Source organism: Thioalkalivibrio sp. AKL17 (genome assembly GCF_000377885.1).
Lineage (GTDB): Bacteria > Pseudomonadota > Gammaproteobacteria > Ectothiorhodospirales > Ectothiorhodospiraceae > Thioalkalivibrio > Thioalkalivibrio halophilus.
The window spans coordinates 287,175-303,863 of sequence record NZ_KB898768.1; the positions used below are offsets into that span (position 1 = coordinate 287,175).

Annotated in this window: 17 protein-coding genes and 1 pseudogene; 13 read left to right on the forward strand and 5 right to left on the reverse strand. The window is 68.1% G+C overall.

The window, feature by feature from the left end; all coding sequences use genetic code 11:
* Window positions 1-14 precede the first annotated feature (14 nt).
* The 3 genes and pseudogenes from D577_RS0111480 to D577_RS14085 form a co-directional block, all read left to right on the forward strand.
* On the forward strand, window positions 15-980 hold the full coding sequence (locus tag D577_RS0111480) for a YafY family protein (protein WP_018947616.1): 966 nt from the start codon (window positions 15-17) through the stop codon (window positions 978-980).
* A gap of 16 nt (window positions 981-996) precedes the next feature.
* Window positions 997-1,206 carry a hypothetical protein gene (locus D577_RS14265; protein WP_018947617.1) on the forward strand — a complete coding sequence of 70 codons (210 nt, stop codon included), beginning with the start codon at window positions 997-999 and terminating at the stop codon, window positions 1,204-1,206.
* Window positions 1,207-1,295: 89 nt separating this feature from the next.
* Window positions 1,296-1,430: pseudogene (locus D577_RS14085) on the forward strand (helix-turn-helix domain-containing protein); the annotation flags it as partial.
* Between the two features lie 5 nt (window positions 1,431-1,435).
* On the opposite strand, the gene D577_RS0111495 reads toward D577_RS14085, so the two are convergent.
* Entirely contained in the window at window positions 1,436-1,888 is a 453-nt protein-coding gene (locus D577_RS0111495; RefSeq protein WP_018947619.1) for an excisionase family DNA-binding protein, read from the reverse strand.
* Window positions 1,889-2,059: 171 nt separating this feature from the next.
* Between D577_RS0111495 and D577_RS0111500 the strand changes: the two genes are divergently transcribed.
* Window positions 2,060-2,476 carry an HIRAN domain-containing protein gene (locus D577_RS0111500; protein WP_018947620.1) on the forward strand — a complete coding sequence of 139 codons (417 nt, stop codon included), beginning with the start codon at window positions 2,060-2,062 and terminating at the stop codon, window positions 2,474-2,476.
* A gap of 170 nt (window positions 2,477-2,646) precedes the next feature.
* Here D577_RS0111500 and D577_RS0111505 read toward each other — a convergent pair whose 3' ends face one another.
* Window positions 2,647-2,901 (reverse strand): type II toxin-antitoxin system RelE/ParE family toxin, encoded by a 255-nt coding sequence (locus tag D577_RS0111505; protein ID WP_024329990.1) that lies wholly within the window; start codon window positions 2,899-2,901, stop codon window positions 2,647-2,649.
* Window positions 2,902-2,927: 26 nt separating this feature from the next.
* Window positions 2,928-3,200, reverse strand: coding sequence for a CopG family ribbon-helix-helix protein (locus D577_RS0111510; protein ID WP_018947621.1), 273 nt, complete (start codon window positions 3,198-3,200; stop codon window positions 2,928-2,930).
* A gap of 237 nt (window positions 3,201-3,437) precedes the next feature.
* On the opposite strand from D577_RS0111510, the gene D577_RS0111515 reads away from it, so the two are divergent.
* Window positions 3,438-4,442, forward strand: coding sequence for a hydrolase (locus tag D577_RS0111515; RefSeq protein ID WP_018947622.1), 1,005 nt, complete (start codon window positions 3,438-3,440; stop codon window positions 4,440-4,442).
* Window positions 4,443-4,481: 39 nt separating this feature from the next.
* Here D577_RS0111515 and D577_RS0111520 read toward each other — a convergent pair whose 3' ends face one another.
* Entirely contained in the window at window positions 4,482-5,990 is a 1,509-nt protein-coding gene (locus D577_RS0111520) for a SulP family inorganic anion transporter (RefSeq protein ID WP_018947623.1), read from the reverse strand.
* Between the two features lie 287 nt (window positions 5,991-6,277).
* On the opposite strand from D577_RS0111520, the gene D577_RS0111525 reads away from it, so the two are divergent.
* Together D577_RS0111525 and D577_RS0111530 are read left to right on the forward strand one after the other, a co-directional pair.
* Window positions 6,278-6,772, forward strand: coding sequence for a universal stress protein (locus tag D577_RS0111525; protein WP_018947624.1), 495 nt, complete (start codon window positions 6,278-6,280; stop codon window positions 6,770-6,772).
* Between the two features lie 13 nt (window positions 6,773-6,785).
* Window positions 6,786-8,216 (forward strand): hypothetical protein, encoded by a 1,431-nt coding sequence (locus D577_RS0111530; protein WP_018947625.1) that lies wholly within the window; start codon window positions 6,786-6,788, stop codon window positions 8,214-8,216.
* On the opposite strand, the gene D577_RS0111535 is transcribed toward D577_RS0111530, so the two are convergent.
* Window positions 8,213-10,339, reverse strand: coding sequence for a GNAT family N-acetyltransferase (locus D577_RS0111535; protein ID WP_018947626.1), 2,127 nt, complete (start codon window positions 10,337-10,339; stop codon window positions 8,213-8,215). The genes D577_RS0111530 and D577_RS0111535 overlap by 4 nt on opposite strands.
* Window positions 10,340-10,467: 128 nt before the next feature.
* On the opposite strand from D577_RS0111535, the gene D577_RS0111540 reads away from it, so the two are divergent.
* The 6 genes from D577_RS0111540 to D577_RS0111565 all read left to right on the forward strand — a co-directional run.
* The gene (locus D577_RS0111540) at window positions 10,468-10,770 is read left to right on the forward strand and encodes an STAS domain-containing protein (protein WP_018947627.1); all 303 of its coding nucleotides are present in this window, start codon (window positions 10,468-10,470) and stop codon (window positions 10,768-10,770) included.
* A 263-nt stretch (window positions 10,771-11,033) separates the two neighbouring features.
* Complete coding sequence (locus D577_RS0111545) at window positions 11,034-11,396, forward strand: response regulator (RefSeq protein WP_018869626.1); 363 nt, start codon at window positions 11,034-11,036, stop codon at window positions 11,394-11,396.
* A gap of 2 nt (window positions 11,397-11,398) precedes the next feature.
* Window positions 11,399-13,486: a chemotaxis protein CheA gene (locus D577_RS0111550; protein ID WP_018947628.1), complete on the forward strand. Its 2,088-nt coding sequence runs from the start codon at window positions 11,399-11,401 to the stop codon at window positions 13,484-13,486.
* 20 nt (window positions 13,487-13,506) lie between these two features.
* On the forward strand, window positions 13,507-14,028 hold the full coding sequence (locus tag D577_RS0111555) for a chemotaxis protein CheW (RefSeq protein ID WP_018947629.1): 522 nt from the start codon (window positions 13,507-13,509) through the stop codon (window positions 14,026-14,028).
* 13 nt (window positions 14,029-14,041) lie between these two features.
* The gene (locus D577_RS0111560) at window positions 14,042-14,797 is read left to right on the forward strand and encodes a ParA family protein (protein ID WP_018947630.1); all 756 of its coding nucleotides are present in this window, start codon (window positions 14,042-14,044) and stop codon (window positions 14,795-14,797) included.
* Window positions 14,798-14,812: 15 nt separating this feature from the next.
* Window positions 14,813-16,689: methyl-accepting chemotaxis protein (locus D577_RS0111565; protein ID WP_026289038.1), on the forward strand; the 1,877-nt coding region annotated here is incomplete at its 3' end.

Here is a 16,689-nt window from a genome sequence, read left to right on the forward strand (position 1 = left end):
GCCAGGTCCTCCCCATGAACCGCGCCGAACGCATCTTCCACCTGCATCGCCGGCTCAAGGAAAGCCGCCAGCCGCCCTCGCTGGCGCAGCTGGTGGAACAGCTCGGGGTGTCGCGCGCCACCCTCAAGCGCGACATCGAATACATGCGTGACTTCATGCAGGCACCGATCGAGTACGACGCGCAGGCCAACGGCTACCGCTACGACCCCGACGCCCCGGCCTTCGAGCTGCCGGGGCTGTGGTTCAACGAATCCGAACTGCTCGCCCTGCTGACCATGGAACAGCTGCTGGAGGACATGCAGCCGGGCCTGCTCGCCCCCGTCATCGGCCCGATGAAGACCCGCATCCGCCGCCTGCTGGAGAGCGGCGGCCAGGACTCCACCGAACTTCGCCGGCGCATCCAGATCCAGCCCCAGGCCCATCGCACCAGCGCCGCCGACACCTTCCGCATCGCCGCCGAGGCCACCCTCGCCGGCCACCCGCTGGACATCGACTACCACGGCCGCGCCCGCGACAGCGCTACCCGCCGCCGCATCCACCCGCAGCGTCTGCTCTACTACCGCGACAACTGGTACCTGATCGCCTGGTGCGAAAACGCCCAAGCCCTGCGCACCTTCGCCCTGGAACGCATCCGTGCCGCCACCCCCGTGCAGGACACCCCGCTGCGGGAAGAAGCCGATGCCGACCTCGACCGCCACGTCGGCGCCGCCTTCGGCATCTTCACCGGCCCCGCCAGCGAATGGGCCGTACTGCGCTTCACGCCCGAACACGCCCGCTGGGTCGCCGACGAAACCTGGCACCCCGACCAGATCGGCCAGTACCGCGGCGACACCTGGGAACTGCAGATCCCCTACTCCGACCCCACCGAACTGATCCAGGAGATCCTGCGCCACGGCCCCGGCGTGGAAGTCATCGCCCCCGAATCCCTGCGCCAGCGCGTGGCCGACACCCTGCGCGAAGCCGCCGCCCGCTACACCTGAACCTGTGGAGTTACTCATGCCCATTGCAAGGATCGCAACCGCAATCACCTTATGCTTTCCGCTGATGGCCACCGCCGGCGAATCCCTCGACGACAAGAACTTGCCCGACAGAGAGACCGTCGAGACCCTCTGCACCTTACTGGAAGAGCCGGAATCCAGAGAGCGCGTTCTGGAGAACCAGGATGGAATCAGGGACATCAACAACAATGGGCACCTGAATTCATAGAATAACTGCAACGCCTGAACCCGGAAGGGGTGGGCCAGCTGCCGCCGTAGAATGGGTGGCTCTCACCCCAAACCCATTCAGGCGTACCGATGAGGCACTACAGGCAGCTGACCCAGGAAGAACGATATCAGATCAGTGCGTTGCGCGGGCTGGGGCGCTCGCAGGGGGCGATTGCGCGGACGCTGGGCCGCAGCCCGGGGATGATCAGTCAAGAGCTGAAGCGCATGCATCAATAGTCCATGTCCAGCTCCTGCGCTTGCGCGGCCAGAGCATCCATTGCTTCGCGGCTGTCGGCGTCCATGCGCGCCTTGTAGTTCATGAGGTCTTCATAACGGATGCGGCGGTGCGTGCCGGCCTTGCGAAACGGGATATCGCCCCGCTCGAGCAGTTTGACGACAAATGGCCGCGACACGTTGATGATCGTGGCCGCCTCCTGGGTGCTCAGTTCCGCGTGGGTCGGGACCACCGTTACTGCGTTCCCCTGGGCCATCTGGGCAAGGATGTCGCGCAACAGAGAGACCGCCTGCCGCGGCACGATCAGGTCGGCTCCGTCCAGACGGATCTGCACCCGTTCGGCCTCGGGCTTCTCTGCGAGCAGCCGGGCCAGTTCGCTCGCGCCTTCGCGCGCCAGAGCGGCGTCTTCAGGGTCGGGCAGGCCGCTGTTCCTTTCGTGGGCGTTCATCGTCGTTCCTCTCGTCTTCCTTCGATATGGGCGCACCAGGAGCACAAACGCAACAAACGAAACAGCCCCAACGGAGACCACGGTAGCGACGCCCCGGCCGGGTGGCTCACTGTGTGAGCCACCGCCTGTGGTGGGATACGGGTACTGGCAACACGAACCCCGGAGGTTCCCATGCAACGCAACGGCTCCCGTTTTCCCGATCAGGCCCGGCCCGTTCCCGTGCTGCGCGGTTATTATGCGCGGCGGGACCGGATTCAGAACACGGCTACCACGGAGGAGCTCCTGCAACGGATTCCGCTGGCGGGGTATCGGCATCACGAGGCGCCGCGGCTGTGGCCGCACCTGCGCCGCGGGCAGGGGCTGACGGTGCAGCGCGAGCGGCTGAATCCGGTCGATCCGAACGCAGTGGCGGTGTGCTGGCTGGATCACCAGCTGGGGTATCTGCCGCGCGACGAGAACGACATGGCGGCGGAGCTGCTGGACCGCAACGAGGATCTGGTGGCCCGCATCATCAAAAAGCGCGACAGCGAAGACCCCTGGGAGCGCCTGGAGCTGGGGGTCTACCGTCGGCGGACGCCGGGCAAGTAAGCGCGCCCCACCGTCCAGTGGCCGCACCCGACGCCGTCCAGGCGCTCCTGCCGCACCGCCTCACCCCGGACGATCTGAAAATTCCGGCCCCGAACCTGTAAGCCGCGGTTACGGATTCCGCTGTTCGTGACCGATGCACGGCACAAGCGATTGAAGCTCGGGCTCCGCATTCAGTAACCCGCCTCTTTCTGGTGCCGGAAGGCGAGGACGTACACGGCGTCGTCGGCCGGTTCGTGACGGTAGAGGGCCACGAATCCGGAGTCGCCGAAGGCAATCACCAGCTCACGCAGTTCGGGGATTTCAGGGTCCGGTCGCCCAATATCGGGGGCCGTTTCCAGCAGCAGGAATTGCCGCTCGATCACCTGACCCGCGCGCCTGGCCGCATCCGGAGCTTTAGTGGCGAGAGCCCGCCTGCATCGCTCCAAACCTTCTGCGGCGCCTGCGGTGACGATTACTCGTGGCACTCGGGCACGGTTCCTTCATCGTCAGTGCCCCATGTTCTCAACCAGTCGCGGGCTTCCTGCCCGGTCAGGTGCTGGCCGGTTTCCCGATAGGCCGACCAGGACGCCAGGGCTTCCTGCCTGAAACTCTCTCGGGCTTCCTCGCGGTCAACGTATTGGCGGATGGCTTCGAGCATGATCCAGTGGGGCGACCGTCGGCGTTGGGCGGCGAGATCCTGGAGGCGGGCTTTCAGTGCGTCATCGATTTTCAGGGACGTTGCCATGGCGGACCTCGTATTACTAGGTATTACCTTGTGCTAAGTTAGCGCGGCATCCGGCCCCGAGTCCATCCCTGCGATCACTGAGCGGGGAGTCTCGAAAACGATCGACACCAGGACACCCGGAGGCAAGATCGTTTCCCACGTCTTTGGCGCCGTGGCCAGGTTCGAGCGCGCTCGGGGCACTTCATGGCCTGCTCGCTGTCCGCGAATGCATCCGGTGGCGATCGAGGAGGCCAGAGGTTGAGCGACCCGTTCGAGGGCAAGACGGATCAGGCGTTCCGGCCGGCCTGGTGGCTGGCGGGGCGCCATGCGCAGACGGTCTTTCCGGCACTGTTTCGCGCGCCGCCACCGGTGCGGCTGGAGCGCGAACGCCTGGAACTGCCGGACGGGGATTTCCTGGAACTGGCCTGGGGGCCACCGGGCCGCGGTCTGGTGCTGGTGGGCCACGGTCTGGGCGGCGACGAGACCTCGGGCTATGCGCTGGGGGTGGTGGCGGCGCTGGCGCGGCGCGGGATCGGCAGCGCGGTGCTGATCTCGCGCGGGGCCGGCTCGCACCCGAACCGGCTGCGCCGCAGCTATCACGCGGCGGCATGGGACGACCTCGACCACGTGGTGGAGACCCTGCGTCGACGCGACCCCACCCGGCCGATGGCGGTCTGCGGGTTTTCCCTGAGCGGTTCCATGCTGCTGTCGTGGCTGGGGGAACGCGGCGACGCGCCGCTGGCCACCGCTGTGGCGGTATCGGTGCCGTTCGATCTGGCCGCCAGCGCCGATGCCCTGGAGCGCGGCTTCGCGCGGGTCTACCAGTGGCATCTGATGCGCGGTCTGCGCCGGGTCACGCTGCGCAAGTTCGCAGCACGCGACGATGCCCCGCTGCCGCTCGCGGAGCTACGCCGCATGCGCCGGCTGCGCGAGTTCGACGAGCGCATCACCGCCCCGCTGCACGGCTTTCGCGACAGTGCCGACTACTACGCCCGGGCCAGCTGCCGCCCGCGCCTGGGCGCGATCCGCCAGCCGACCCTCATCCTGCATGCCGCGGACGACCCGTTCGTCCCGGGCACCAGCGTCCCCGCCACCCGCGAACTGGGCTCCGGGGTCCGGCTGGAGCTGCAGGCGCGCGGCGGGCATGTCGGCTTTGTGGCCGGAGACGTGCCCGGGCGCCCCCGTTACTGGCTCGACACCCGCATCGCCGACCACGTCACCGAACAACTGGACGCAGCCCTGAACGCGGGCGCCGGACGATAGTGCAATGCCCCGGGGCGCACGGTCACGTGCCGGCGCGGATCAGTGGCCCCCGGGTTCGCTGGCGCCGCCTTCCTTGTCGTGCAGGGCAAGCTTGTCGTGGAGCTCGCCGCTCTGGCCGGGCGGGGCCTTCACTTCCACTTCCATGCCGTTGCGGCGGAACTTGGCCACCACCTTGTCGATGGCGGCCACCGCGGAGCTGTCCCACAGCGAGGCTTCGCTGAGGTCGATGACCACGTGATGAATGCGCTCGCGGTAGTCGAAGCTGTCGATGAACTTGTCCACGGCCACGAAGAACAGCTGCCCGCGGACCTTGTACGTACGGATCCTGCTTCCTTCCGGTCGTTCGCTTTCCACATGGACGGCGTTGACCATCTTGCGCGCGAAGAACACCGCGCTGAGCAATACGCCGGCGAACACGCCCAGCGAGAGGTCGTGGGTCACCACGGTCACGCCCACGGTCACGATGAGCACGGTGGCATCGGTGCGCGGAAGCTTGTGCAGGGTGGTCAGCGAGCTCCAGTCGAAGGTGGCGATGGAGACCATGATCATCACGGCCACCAGTGCGGCCATGGGGATGATCGACACCAGATCCCCCAGCACAAGGATGAAGAACAGCAGGTACAGACCCGCCGACAGGGTAGACAGCCGTCCCAGACCGCCGGATTTGATGTTGATGACCGACTGCCCGATCATCGCGCAGCTGGCCATGCCGCCGAAGAAGCCGGTCACGATGTTGGCGATGCCCTGGCCCTGGGCCTCGCGGTTCTTGCCGGAGGGAGTGTCGGTGAGATCGTCCACCACCTGCGCCGTCATCAGCGATTCCAGCAGACCGACCACAGCCAGCGAGAACGCGGTGGGGAAGATGATCTGCAGGGTCTCGAGGTTCCACGGGATGTCGGGGAACAGGAACACCGGCAGGCCGTCGGGCAGCTCGCCCATGTCGCCCACTTCCATGGTGGGCAGGCCCATGTAGTAGACCACGATGGTCAGGACCACGATGGCCACCAGCGGAGGCGGCAGCAGTTTGGGATAGCCCGGGATCAGCGGCAGGCCGTAGAGGATCAGCAGGCCGACGGAGACCAGCACCCACATGGTGGTGTCACCGTCCACCAGATACGGCACCTGCGACATGAAGATCAGGATCGCCAGCGCGTTCACGAACCCGACCATCACGGTGCGCGGGATGAACATCATGTAACGCCCCAGCTTCGCCCAGGCGAACAGTAGCTGGATCACCCCGGTCAGCAGGGTCGCGGCCAGCAGGTACTGCAACCCGTGCTCCGCCACCAGGGTGACCATCAGCAGGGCCATGGCCCCGGTAGCCGCGGAGATCATGCCGGGGCGACCACCGGTGAAGGCGATCACCACCGCCATGGAGAAGGACGCGTACAGCCCCACCGAAGGGTCCACGCCGGCGATGATGGAAAACGCGATCGCCTCGGGAATGAGGGCGAGGGCGACGACGATCCCGGCGATCAGATCGCCGCGGACGTTGAAGAACCAGATGTCACGCTGGCGTTGCCAGAAGGCCTGTAGCGTCTGCTGCACGGCAAATCTCCCGAATCAGAGGTTTGACGCGCCGGCCCTGAGCACGGTGCAGACCGCGACTGCAGTGATAAGACGGGTGGGATTGACGGGCACCGGTCAGTGGGGTACTGCTAGGCATCCCGTGGCCACCAGTTACGGCGCTGGATCACGGACGAGGAGCAGGTCACAGGAACCGCCCGTGAGAAAGGCGCGAGAGTCTAACACCTCATCAGCGTTTTCTGAAGTGCCAGCCTCAAAGTCCAACGGGGTCGCCCCCGCCACGCACGCTCGAAAGTCAGGATTTCCGCATGCTGCAACGCGTCATTGTCGCCATCGATTTTTCTTCCGCCTCGGCCGCGGCCCTCGCTATCTCTCGGCACCATTGTCCCGGTGCCACGCGCCGCCTGCTGCACGTGATGAAACCCGCGGATGTCGCCCGCGGCAGCGCGGCCGGGGCCATGGCCGGGGCCGGCTCCTCGCCGCTGCATTCGAAAGACATGCGCCAGTCGGCGGAGGAGCAGGCCTATGCCCGGCTGAAGGAATGGGCACGGGACGACGAGGAATGCGCGGTGGCCGTGGGCAGTGCACCCGAGGAGATCTCGCGCCTCGCCGAGGAATGGGACGGGGAACTGATCGTGATGGGCACCCGCGGGCGCAGCCAGCTCGCCAGCATGCTGTCGGGCTCGGCCACCGAGTGGCTGGTGCGCCACGCCAGCCTGCCGGTGATGGTAGTGCACGATGTCCCGCTGAGCGATGCGATGCGCGAGCACCTGCCGCCCGGTTTCGAACACCACAAAGGATGATCCAGGAGGTTTCATGATGGCTGCAAAGACTCGATTCGGCGGGACCCTGATCGCGGCGCTGAGCCTCGCGGGAGGCGCCGCGCATGCGGACACCGGCACCGGCACCGGCACGGTCGCCCAGACCCTGGACCGGGACGGCCAGCCGCTGGTCTCCGTCGACGGCGCACGGGCGGAGGACACCTTCGCCGCCCTCGGGGCCCTGACGGTCAAGGGCCGGCTGATGCGCGACAGCGAGATGGGCCATGAAGGCTATCGCCCGGAACTGGCCGGAGACCCGATGCAGGCGGTCGGCAAACGCTGGCTGGGCCTGCTGGGCTATGCCGAGGGGGCGTTCCTCGACGAGGGTCGCCTCCGCGCCCATGCCGAAGGGGAAGAGGAGGCCGCACCAGCCGCCTACGCCGAAGCCTCCTATCTTTATCACATGCACCACAGCGCGGGCCGGTTCGAGGACCTCGGGCTGTACGACGACCTCACCCACAAGCCCAGCCCGATGATCTCGCAGCTGGAAAACCATCTGGTCAACACGCGCCACGAAGACGGCCGAATCCACGGTGCCGACGCCAGCGATGCCGAGGCCTTCGCCTACGGCATGGATGCGCTGCACGCCTCGGCCTATGCCTGGGTCCGCCAGGACAAGCCGGGTGGCGCCGATGACATGGGCCAGCTCGACCGGGACGCGCTGGCCGGCTGGCTGGGCCATTCGCGCGACGACCTGGTCGCGGTCGCCCGCGCGGTCGCGGACCGGGCCGACGAGGCCTGGGACGCAGACGCCGGGGTCTACGTACTGGACGAGGGTACCGAGTGGTCCGTCGACCAGCTCGGTGCCATGCTGCGCGGGCACAAGGGCTTGTACGAGATGCTGGCGCTGTACGGTGACGATGACGACCAGGAACGGGCGGAAACCCTGGCGGATCGCGCCGCGGCCATCACCACGGCCGTGCTGGACGGACACGGGCCGCTGCGTGACTGGGGCCTGCCCGCGCGCCTGGAATTCGTCGACGGCCGGGCCATGGCCGCGTCGGACGAGGTGGATGTCGGCGGCCAGTGGCGCTTCGTGCATCAGGTCACCGGCGGGTTTTCCATCCTGCGCGAGCGCGACGGCACGTCCGGCCTGATGGGCGAACGTCACCCCGAACTGGAGCAGAAGGTGGGCCGGGCACTGGACCGCATGTTCCTCGGCGCGCTCGAATACCAGCTCGACGGCGACTACGTGCCGGCCCGCCTGGACCATGGCGACGGCTCGGTCAGCGACCCGACCGTCACCACCCGCGCCGCCGCGGCCTTCGTGCAGGCCGTAGGCAACGGGTACCGCGCCGGCGACGCATTCGACCGCCCCGGAGCCTGGGACGACGACGCCGAACTGGCCGAACGCAGCGAGGCCCTGTACGACGCGATGCTGCGCCACGGCGAGCTGGTCAGCTCGCGCCTGGTGCGGGTGGACTAGCGGATTTCGGGCCGGATCTCGGGCCGAATCTCGGGCCGGGTTTCGGCCAGCCACCTGGCCGCCGCCCCGCGCAGGCGGCGGATGACCCCGCGCCGACCGGAGACCCCGGCCAGCGCTTGCAGGGCCGCCCAGTCCTGCTGCTGCACGCACGCGGCATGCAGCAGGGCCTGGCCCGAGTCCTGGCCCGGGTTCTGTTCCGGCGCGCGATCCGGCCGGGTGTCGGCCATCAGGGCCCGGCGCAGGGCCGGCAGGGCCCACTCGAAGCTCCGGCTGCGGTGGGCAAACGCCTCGATCGAGGCGCGATCGTCCGCATCGACTTCGCCATGCTCGCCGGGCGCCGGCAGGCTCTGCTCGATGGCGCGGGTGGTGGCGCTGTCCAGCTGCTCCGCGGCCAGCGCGCGCCATAGCGGCCAGTCGCGGGCGAAAGCCCCCTGCACAGCCGCCAGCGCCGGCCACGCCTCGCCGGCTCGTCTCGGCCCATCATAACGTACTCGTTCGGGTCTTCCCTGCACAGCCGCCAGCGCCGGCCACGCCTCGCCGGCCTCGGCCAGCGCACGCATCACGATCAGCGTGACCTGCCCGCTGGCCGGATCCGGGCGCACGCCCAGACGCACCGGCGCGAAGCCCTCGCGCCGCCAGAAGTGCAGCATGCCGGGGGTCACCCCGAACGCCGCGCCCAGGAGCCCCACCCCGTCCTGCGCGGCACGTTCGGCCACGGCGCGCAGCAGGCGCGTGCCCAGCCCGCGCCCCTGCCAGGCGGGATGCACCGCGATCCGGTGGATCCGCCAGGCGGTCTGCCCCGCCAGTGAAAAGGAACCCACCGCAGCCAGGGTGCACGGCAGGAAGCGCCCCGGCGGCCGCCGTTCGCCGGCCCACACCGCGTCCGCCAGCTCCGGCTCCAGCCCCGGCTCGGCCTGCACCAGCACCGCCCCGAAAAGCGCGCCGTCGCGCACGCCTTCCAGCAGCAGCACATGCAGATCGGGATCATCCAGCCAGCGCTGCAGATCCGAGGGCCGGGTACGATAATGCGCGTCGGCCACCAGGCCGGTCAGCGCCTGCAGACGGGCAGCATCGCCCGCGAGCTCGGCCGGCGAGCGCCACGCCAGACGCACGGCCTGGGGCGACGGCTCGTGGCTGCTCGCCTCCAGCAGGAACAGCCGGTTGATCCAGTCTTCCAGCGGATCGCCCGCGGCCCAGCGCACGGGCTCGTGCAGGCGCAGGATCCGCGGCGACAGGCCGGCCCGTTCCAGTGCCGGCAGCACCCGCAGGCGGAACCCCTGACCGCTGCCCTCGAATCCTCCGGTGGTGGTCGCCAGCACCACCCGCCGGGCGCGCCGGGTCAGTTCCAGCAGGCGCTCCACCGGGATGGCCGCGGCCTCGTCCACGGTCAGCAGGTCGGGCCGTGCCGGGGTATCCAGCAGGACCGCCGGTGCGCAATACAGCGTCGCGGGATCCACGACGGGCGAGCCTTCCGCAGCCTGCGCCAGCAGGCGCTCGGCCGCGGCGGGGGCCGGCGCGGTCACGGCAATCTCCCCGTCCGGAGCGCCCGACAGCCGCAGATGTTCACCCAGCCACTGTCCGAGCACGGTGGACTTGCCGCGCCCGCGCGGGGCAATCACCACGTCGCAGCGCCGCCCGCCCGGGGCGTCCGGTTCGCCCGGGTCGCGCAGCCGCTCCAGCACCCGCTGCTGGTCGTCGGTCCAGCCCTCGCCGGGCACGGCGCCAGCGGGGCGCGGCCAGTTCGCCGGCCGTCCAGGGTCGGGATGCTCCACCACCGCTTCCGCCAGCGCCTGCCGCCAGCGCTCGCCGAACGGCGTGGCGCCACCGGCATCCGTGAGCAGCACCAGCACCCCACCCCCGCGCAGGATGCCGCTGACGATCACCAGGGCATCGGCGGGGACACCGGACTGCGCCTCGAATACCACCACGTCGCGCTCGCGGCCCAGCCAGTCTCCGGCCTGGGCCGGACGCACCGAGGGCAGATCCGCGGGCGCGCTGCGGCCCACCCACAGGACGTCGTGGCCACCGGCCTGTTGCCGCAGCCATTCGCCCGCGCACTCGCAGACCTCCGGCCGCCCCGGCAAGGCGATGATGCGTCGATGCGGCGGACCGGAACGGACCATCGCGAGTGCCCCCGGAAAAAAGAAACGGAACTTGTGAAAACGTGACGAACCTCAAACCCTGTGTTCGGATGCCGACACAGACAGGAACGACCGCACGCGACATCTCGCAGCATGAACCAGGAGCCCGCATGAATACCAACGAACAGCCCGCCATCGAACTGCCGGAACGCCTGCGCATCGATGCCGTCGAGGCGCTGACCGAAGCCGCGCGCCAGACCCTGGACCAGGGCCAGCCCCTGCGGCTGGACGGTGACAGCGTCCGGGACACCGACACCGCCGGTCTGCAGCTGCTGGCGATGCTGCGCCGGGAAGCCGAACGCCGCGGCCAGCCCATGACACTCGATCCCGTCAGCCCCGCCCTGGAAAGCGGCCTGCAGCGCCTGGGCCTGGAGGGCCACGTGCAGGACTCCGCGAACCAGCCAGGATCCTGACGACAGCAGGACACAAAGCCTTTCCAGCTGTACAGGAATGGTCAAGATTTTGTCGTTTTTCCGCGGAGCGGAACCGCTCGGCTCAAGTTTTTCATCCGGGACCCGTTAAATTCTGTGACGGACCCCGAGTTTGCTGTACAGTCCTTGTACAGGTTTTTTCGGACAATTCGACGGCGACCCCGGCACACGGCTTGCTGGCAGGTCACACGACCGAACCCGGGGTCGCCCGCATGAACAAGACAATCGGATAACAGGGGCACGCAATGGCCAAGGTGCTGGTGGTGGACGACTCGTCCTCGATGCGACAGATGGTGAGCTTCGCGCTCAAGCAGGCCGGTCACGACGTGACCGAGGGCCGGGACGGCAACGACGGCCTGAGCAAGGCACAGGGGCTGAAGGCCGATCTGGTCATCACCGACGTAAACATGCCCGGCAAGGACGGACTGGAGCTGACCCGCGAGCTGCGCAAGCTGCCCGACTACAAGTTCACGCCCATCCTGGTGCTGACCACCGAGGCCGGACCGGAGAAGAAGCAGGAGGGCAAGGCGGCCGGCGCCACCGGCTGGCTGGTCAAGCCGTTTGATCCGGAAAAGCTGATGAGCACCGTCAACAAGGTCCTGCGCTAGCCATGTCCATGGACATGTCCCAGTTCACCGAGGCCTTCCTCGAAGAAAGCTTCGAGGGGCTGGAACACATGGAGACCGAGTTGCTGGCGCTCAACGCCGGCGACGAGGAAACCCTGCACACGATCTTCCGTGCGGCCCACTCCATCAAGGGTGGCGCCGGGACGTTCGGGTTCAGCGCGATCTCCGAATTCACCCACGGCATGGAGACCCTGCTCGACCGCATGCGTAACGGTCAGCAGGAGACCACCCCGGAGATCGTCAATCTGCTGCTGCGCGCGGTGGACGTGCTGCGCGGCCAGCTGCAGGCGGCCCGCGACGGGGGCGAAGCCGACCCGGCCGAGGCGGCCGAGGTGCGTGCCCTGATCGAGGCGACCCTGGGTGACGCGGCGCCGGATGCGACTCCGGATGCCCCGGCGCCCACTGCGGGCGGAAACGTTGACGGATCCGGACCGGAGAACGGCCCCGGGGACAGTGACGGGACTCCCCGCGGCTGGCGTATCCATTTTCGTCCGCATGCCGACCTGCTGCGCACCGGCAACGACCCGCTGCGCATGTTCGAAGTGCTGGAGGAGCTGGGCGAGCTGACGGTGCACTGCGACGCGGAGGGCCTGCCCGCGACGCTGGAGGGCTTTGAGCCGGAAGCCAGCTACCTCGCCTGGACCCTGGAGCTGCGCGGCGACGCGGAGCGTGCCGACGTCGAGGAAGTCTTCGAATGGGTCGAGGACGAATGCGACCTGGCGATCGAGCCGCTCGAAAACAGCAGCGACAGCGCTCGCGGGCAACCCCCGGTGGACCCGCCCCCGGAGAGCTCCGGCCCGGCATCCGCGCCCCCCGGCGGTGAGGACAGCGCGGCCGGAGCCCCCGCACGCGCGGCCTCGAAGCCGACCGAATCCAGCTCCATGCGGGTCAACGCCGCCAAGATCGACGCCCTGATCGACATGGTCGGCGAGCTGGTCATCACCCAGTCGATGCTCACCGACATCAGCGAGCAGATGGAAGAAGACCCCGCGCGCGTGGAGCAGCAGATCGAGCGCCTGCGCTCGGGGCTGGCCGAACTGGAGCGCAATACCCGCGAGCTGCAGGAAAGCGTGATGGGCATCCGCATGGTGCCCATCGCGCAGGTCTTCAACCGCTTCCCCCGCCTGGTCCACGACCTCTCCGGCCAGCTCGGCAAGCAGATCGACCTGCAGATGGAGGGCGAACTCACCGAGATCGACAAGACCGTGCTGGAGCACCTGGGCGATCCGCTGGTGCACCTGGTGCGCAACGCGATCGACCATGGCATCGAGATGCCCGACGAGCGCAGCGCGGCCGGCAAGGACCCCACCGGCCGGGTCACGCTGGAGGCCTACCATCGCGGCGGCAACGTGGTGATCGAGATCCGCGACGACGGCCGCGGGATGAACTCCGACCGCATCCTGGAGAAGGCCCGCGCCGCCGGTCTGCTGCGGCCGGACCAGAATCCGGAACCGCACGAGATCCTGCAGTACATCTTCGAGCCCGGGCTTTCCACCGCGGAGAAGCTGTCGGACCTGTCCGGCCGCGGCGTGGGCATGGACGTGGTGAAGAAGAACATCCGCAGCCTCGGCGGCAACATCGAACTGCATTCCGAGCCGGGCCGGGGCTCGCGGGTCACCATTCGCCTGCCGCTGACCCTGTCGATCATGGACGGCCAGCTGCTGAAGATCCACGACGAGACCTTCGTGATCCCGCTGATCGCGATCGTCGAGTCACTGCAGACGGAACCCGAGAACGTGAAGCAGGCCTTCGGCAAGCTGCCGCTGTACCGCCTGCGGGATGAATATATCCCGGTCGTCGACCTGGCGGCCCTGTTCGGACTGGCCGACCCCACCCCGATGCCGGACAAGGCACTGCTGGTGGTGGCCGAGGCGGACAACCAGCGCGTGGCCCTGCGGGTGGATGACCTGCTGGGGCAGCAGCAGGTCGTCATCAAGACGCTCGAAACCAATTTCCGCCGGGTGCCGGGTACGGCCGGGGCCACCATTCTCGGCGACGGCCAGGTGGCGCTGATCCTGGACGTCGCGGGCATTGCCCGCATGACCTCCGGGCGCGACACCCGGGCAGCCTGATCACCAAGGAGCCGAACGCAATGGCGAACGACGCGACACAATCGATCCAGGACCCGGCCACCGCCGGGGAGGACCAGTACCTGACCTTCATCCTGGCCGACGAGGAATACGGGGTGGACATCCTCCGCGTGCAGGAGATCAAGGGCTGGGAACGCCCCACCCCGCTGCCCAACACGCCCGACTACATCCGCGGCGTGATCAACGTGCGCGGCATGATCGTGCCGATCATCGACATGCGCCTGCGCTTCGGCATGGAACCGCTGGAGTACGGCCCCACCACGGTGGTGATCATGCTGCGGGTGATCAGCGAGGACCGCGAACGGGTGATGGGCATCGTGGTGGACGCGGTCTCCGAGGTGTACAGCATCGGCGACGACAACCTGCAGCCGGCCCCGGATTTCGGCACCCGCATCGGCATCGACTTCGTGCGCGGGCTGGCCACGGTGGAGGAAAAGATGATCCTCGTGCTGGACATCGACACCCTCCTCGGCCCGGGCCTGATCGCCAGCGAAGACGCGATCCAGGAAGGCCAGAGTGCCTGAGGCCGAGTGAGCGATGCGCACGTTCGCGGTGATCAACCAGAAAGGCGGCGTCGGCAAGACCACCGTAACGCTGAACCTTTCGCACGCGCTGGCGCTGGCCGGGAACCGCGTGCTGGCGATCGACGCGGACCCGCAGGGGCACCTGACCATGGCCTTCGGCCTGGAGGACCCCGCCGGGCTGGACCGGGTGCTGCACGGCGAGGCGCGCATGCAGGACGCCTTCAGCGAGGCCGGCAACGGACTCAAGGTGGTCGCCGCCGGCGAGCACCTGCAGGAAGTGGAAAACCTGAACCAGGGCGGTGCCGAACGCGGCTGGCGCCTCCAGCGGGCCCTGGCGGCGATGGACGAACCGTTCGACTTCGTGCTGATCGACTGCCCGCCATCGGCCGGGCTGCTGGGCATGAACGCCATCATCGCCGCCGACGAGATGCTGATCCCGGTGGCCGGCGACTTCCTCTCGCTTAACGGGCTGTCGCGGCTGATGCGCATCCTGCACGGCATCGAGGAGCGCCTGGGCGGCTCGCGGCCGAAATGGATCGTGCTGTCGCGGTTCATGGAACAGCGCCGCCACGCCCGCGAGGTGCGCGACCGGATCCGCGAGCACTTCGGCTCGCAACTGCTGGAAACCACCATCCGCGAGTCGGTGGTGCTGGCCGAGAGCCCGAGCTTCGGCCAGACGATCTTCGAATACCAGCCCCGGCATCGCGCCGCCGGGGACTTCAAGGCGCTCGCCGGGGACCTGATGGAAACCGCGACGGCAACGGCCTGAACGACGGGACACGCAATGAGCACACGCAAGCGCAACAAACTGGGCAACGATCCGCTGGGCTGGATGGATGCCGAAGACGGTACGGACCGCCCTCAGGACGCACGCGCATCCGCATCCGGGCAATCCGGAGCGACGGAAGCCCCGGGGGACGATGCCGCTCCGGGCGCCACGCCTGCTGCGGGCGCGGAAAACGCCCCGGAAAACTCCGCGGTCGAGACGCCTGACAACAGTGCCCCTCAGGCCGGCACCACTCCGACGAAGAAGCCGGCCGCGCGGCGTTCGCGCAGAAAGACCGCCGCATCGAGCAAGCCCGAAAATTCGCAGAACACGTCCAGCGAGGACACCGCCATGGCAGATAACCCGCAGTCCGAAACCCCGAGCGTCGAACTGGATGCCCAGTTCATGCGGGCCGCCTGCGAAGGCGCCAGCATGTCGGTGATGATGTGCGACCCGGACATGAACATCATCTACGCGAATCAGTCCGTGGTCGAACTCCTTCGCAACCGCAAGGGGTCGATCCGCGAACGCTTCCCCCACTTCGACCCGGACAATCTGGTCGGCCAGTCCATTGACCAGTTCCACGAGAACCCCGCCCACCAGCGCGCGATCCTGCAGGATCCGTCGCGCCTGCCATGGGAAGCCGAGATCGAAGTGGCGGACCTTGAGTTCAAGCTGAAGGCCTCGGCCATCGTCGACGCCAACGGGCGCTATCTGGGCAACATGGTGGAGTGGAACGACGTTACCGAGCGCAACCGCTTCGAACGCGAGCTGGCGCGCATGCGCTCCGCCTTCGAGGGTTCGGCCCAGGCCCAGATGATGGCCGACACAGACCTGCGGGTGACCTATGCCAATCCGGCGGCGCAGGCGCTTCTGCGCGAGTACCACAAGGAGATCCAGGAGCATGCCCGCGGATTCGATCCACTGAATCCGAGGGGCTGCAACCTCGCCGAGATCTATCTCGATGCCCCACGCGAATCGCGGGCCGGCCACACCGGACTGCCGGCGAAACACACGCTGCGCATGGGTGACCTCCAGGTCGAGCTGAAGGCCACCCAGCTGACCGACGAGGACGGCAATTCTTCCGGCTACATGGTCGAATGGGAGGACGTGACCGACCTGCGCCAGGCCGAAGCGAACATCGACGCCCTGATCCGCGATGCGGCACGCGGCAAGCTGGACGAGCGCCTGACCCCGGACGACTACGACGGTTTCGTGAAGAACATCGCCGAGGGCGTCAACGAACTGCTGGACGCGGTGGTGCCACCGTTGCGCGAAGGTTCGCGCGTAATGCAGGCGATGTCCGAAGGCGATCTGACCGCACGACTGGAAGGGGACTTCCAGGGCGAGTTCGCGGAGTTCCGCGATGCCATCCACGACACCATCGACAACCTCGACCGGCTGGTCGGGCAGATCCTGGAGGGCGCCAACAACGTGCGTTCAGCCTCCTCCGAGATCGCCCAGGGCAACACCGATCTGTCCCAGCGCACCGAGGAACAGGCCTCGTCCCTGGAGGAAACCGCCTCTTCCATGGAAGAGATGACCTCCACGGTCAAATCCAACGCCGACAACTCCAAGCAGGCCAACCAGCTCGCCGCCGCCGCGCGCGACAAGGCCGCCGAGGGTGGCGAGGTGGTCAGCAAGGCCGTCGGCGCCATGGGCGAGATCAACCAGTCCTCGAAAAAGATCTCCGACATCATCGGCGTCATCGACGAGATCGCCTTCCAGACCAATCTGCTCGCCCTCAACGCCGCGGTCGAAGCCGCCCGCGCCGGCGAACAGGGCCGCGGCTTCGCGGTCGTCGCCACCGAGGTCCGCAACCTCGCCCAGCGCAGCGCCCAGGCCGCCAAGGAGATCAAGTCCCTGATCTCCGACTCGGTCGAAAAGGTCGACGA

Coding starts and splice junctions, on each gene's coding strand:
- D577_RS0111480 (WP_018947616.1), top strand. CDS start 15: ATGAACCGCGCCGAACGCATCTTCCACCTGCATCGCCGGCTCAAGGAA.
- D577_RS14265 (WP_018947617.1), top strand. CDS start 997: ATGCCCATTGCAAGGATCGCAACCGCAATCACCTTATGCTTTCCGCTG.
- D577_RS0111495 (WP_018947619.1), bottom strand. CDS start 1,888: ATGAACGCCCACGAAAGGAACAGCGGCCTGCCCGACCCTGAAGACGCC.
- D577_RS0111500 (WP_018947620.1), top strand. CDS start 2,060: ATGCAACGCAACGGCTCCCGTTTTCCCGATCAGGCCCGGCCCGTTCCC.
- D577_RS0111510 (WP_018947621.1), bottom strand. CDS start 3,200: ATGGCAACGTCCCTGAAAATCGATGACGCACTGAAAGCCCGCCTCCAG.
- D577_RS0111525 (WP_018947624.1), top strand. CDS start 6,278: ATGCTGCAACGCGTCATTGTCGCCATCGATTTTTCTTCCGCCTCGGCC.
- D577_RS0111530 (WP_018947625.1), top strand. CDS start 6,786: ATGATGGCTGCAAAGACTCGATTCGGCGGGACCCTGATCGCGGCGCTG.
- D577_RS0111535 (WP_018947626.1), bottom strand. CDS start 10,339: ATGGTCCGTTCCGGTCCGCCGCATCGACGCATCATCGCCTTGCCGGGG.
- D577_RS0111540 (WP_018947627.1), top strand. CDS start 10,468: ATGAATACCAACGAACAGCCCGCCATCGAACTGCCGGAACGCCTGCGC.
- D577_RS0111545 (WP_018869626.1), top strand. CDS start 11,034: ATGGCCAAGGTGCTGGTGGTGGACGACTCGTCCTCGATGCGACAGATG.
- D577_RS0111550 (WP_018947628.1), top strand. CDS start 11,399: ATGTCCATGGACATGTCCCAGTTCACCGAGGCCTTCCTCGAAGAAAGC.
- D577_RS0111555 (WP_018947629.1), top strand. CDS start 13,507: ATGGCGAACGACGCGACACAATCGATCCAGGACCCGGCCACCGCCGGG.
- D577_RS0111560 (WP_018947630.1), top strand. CDS start 14,042: ATGCGCACGTTCGCGGTGATCAACCAGAAAGGCGGCGTCGGCAAGACC.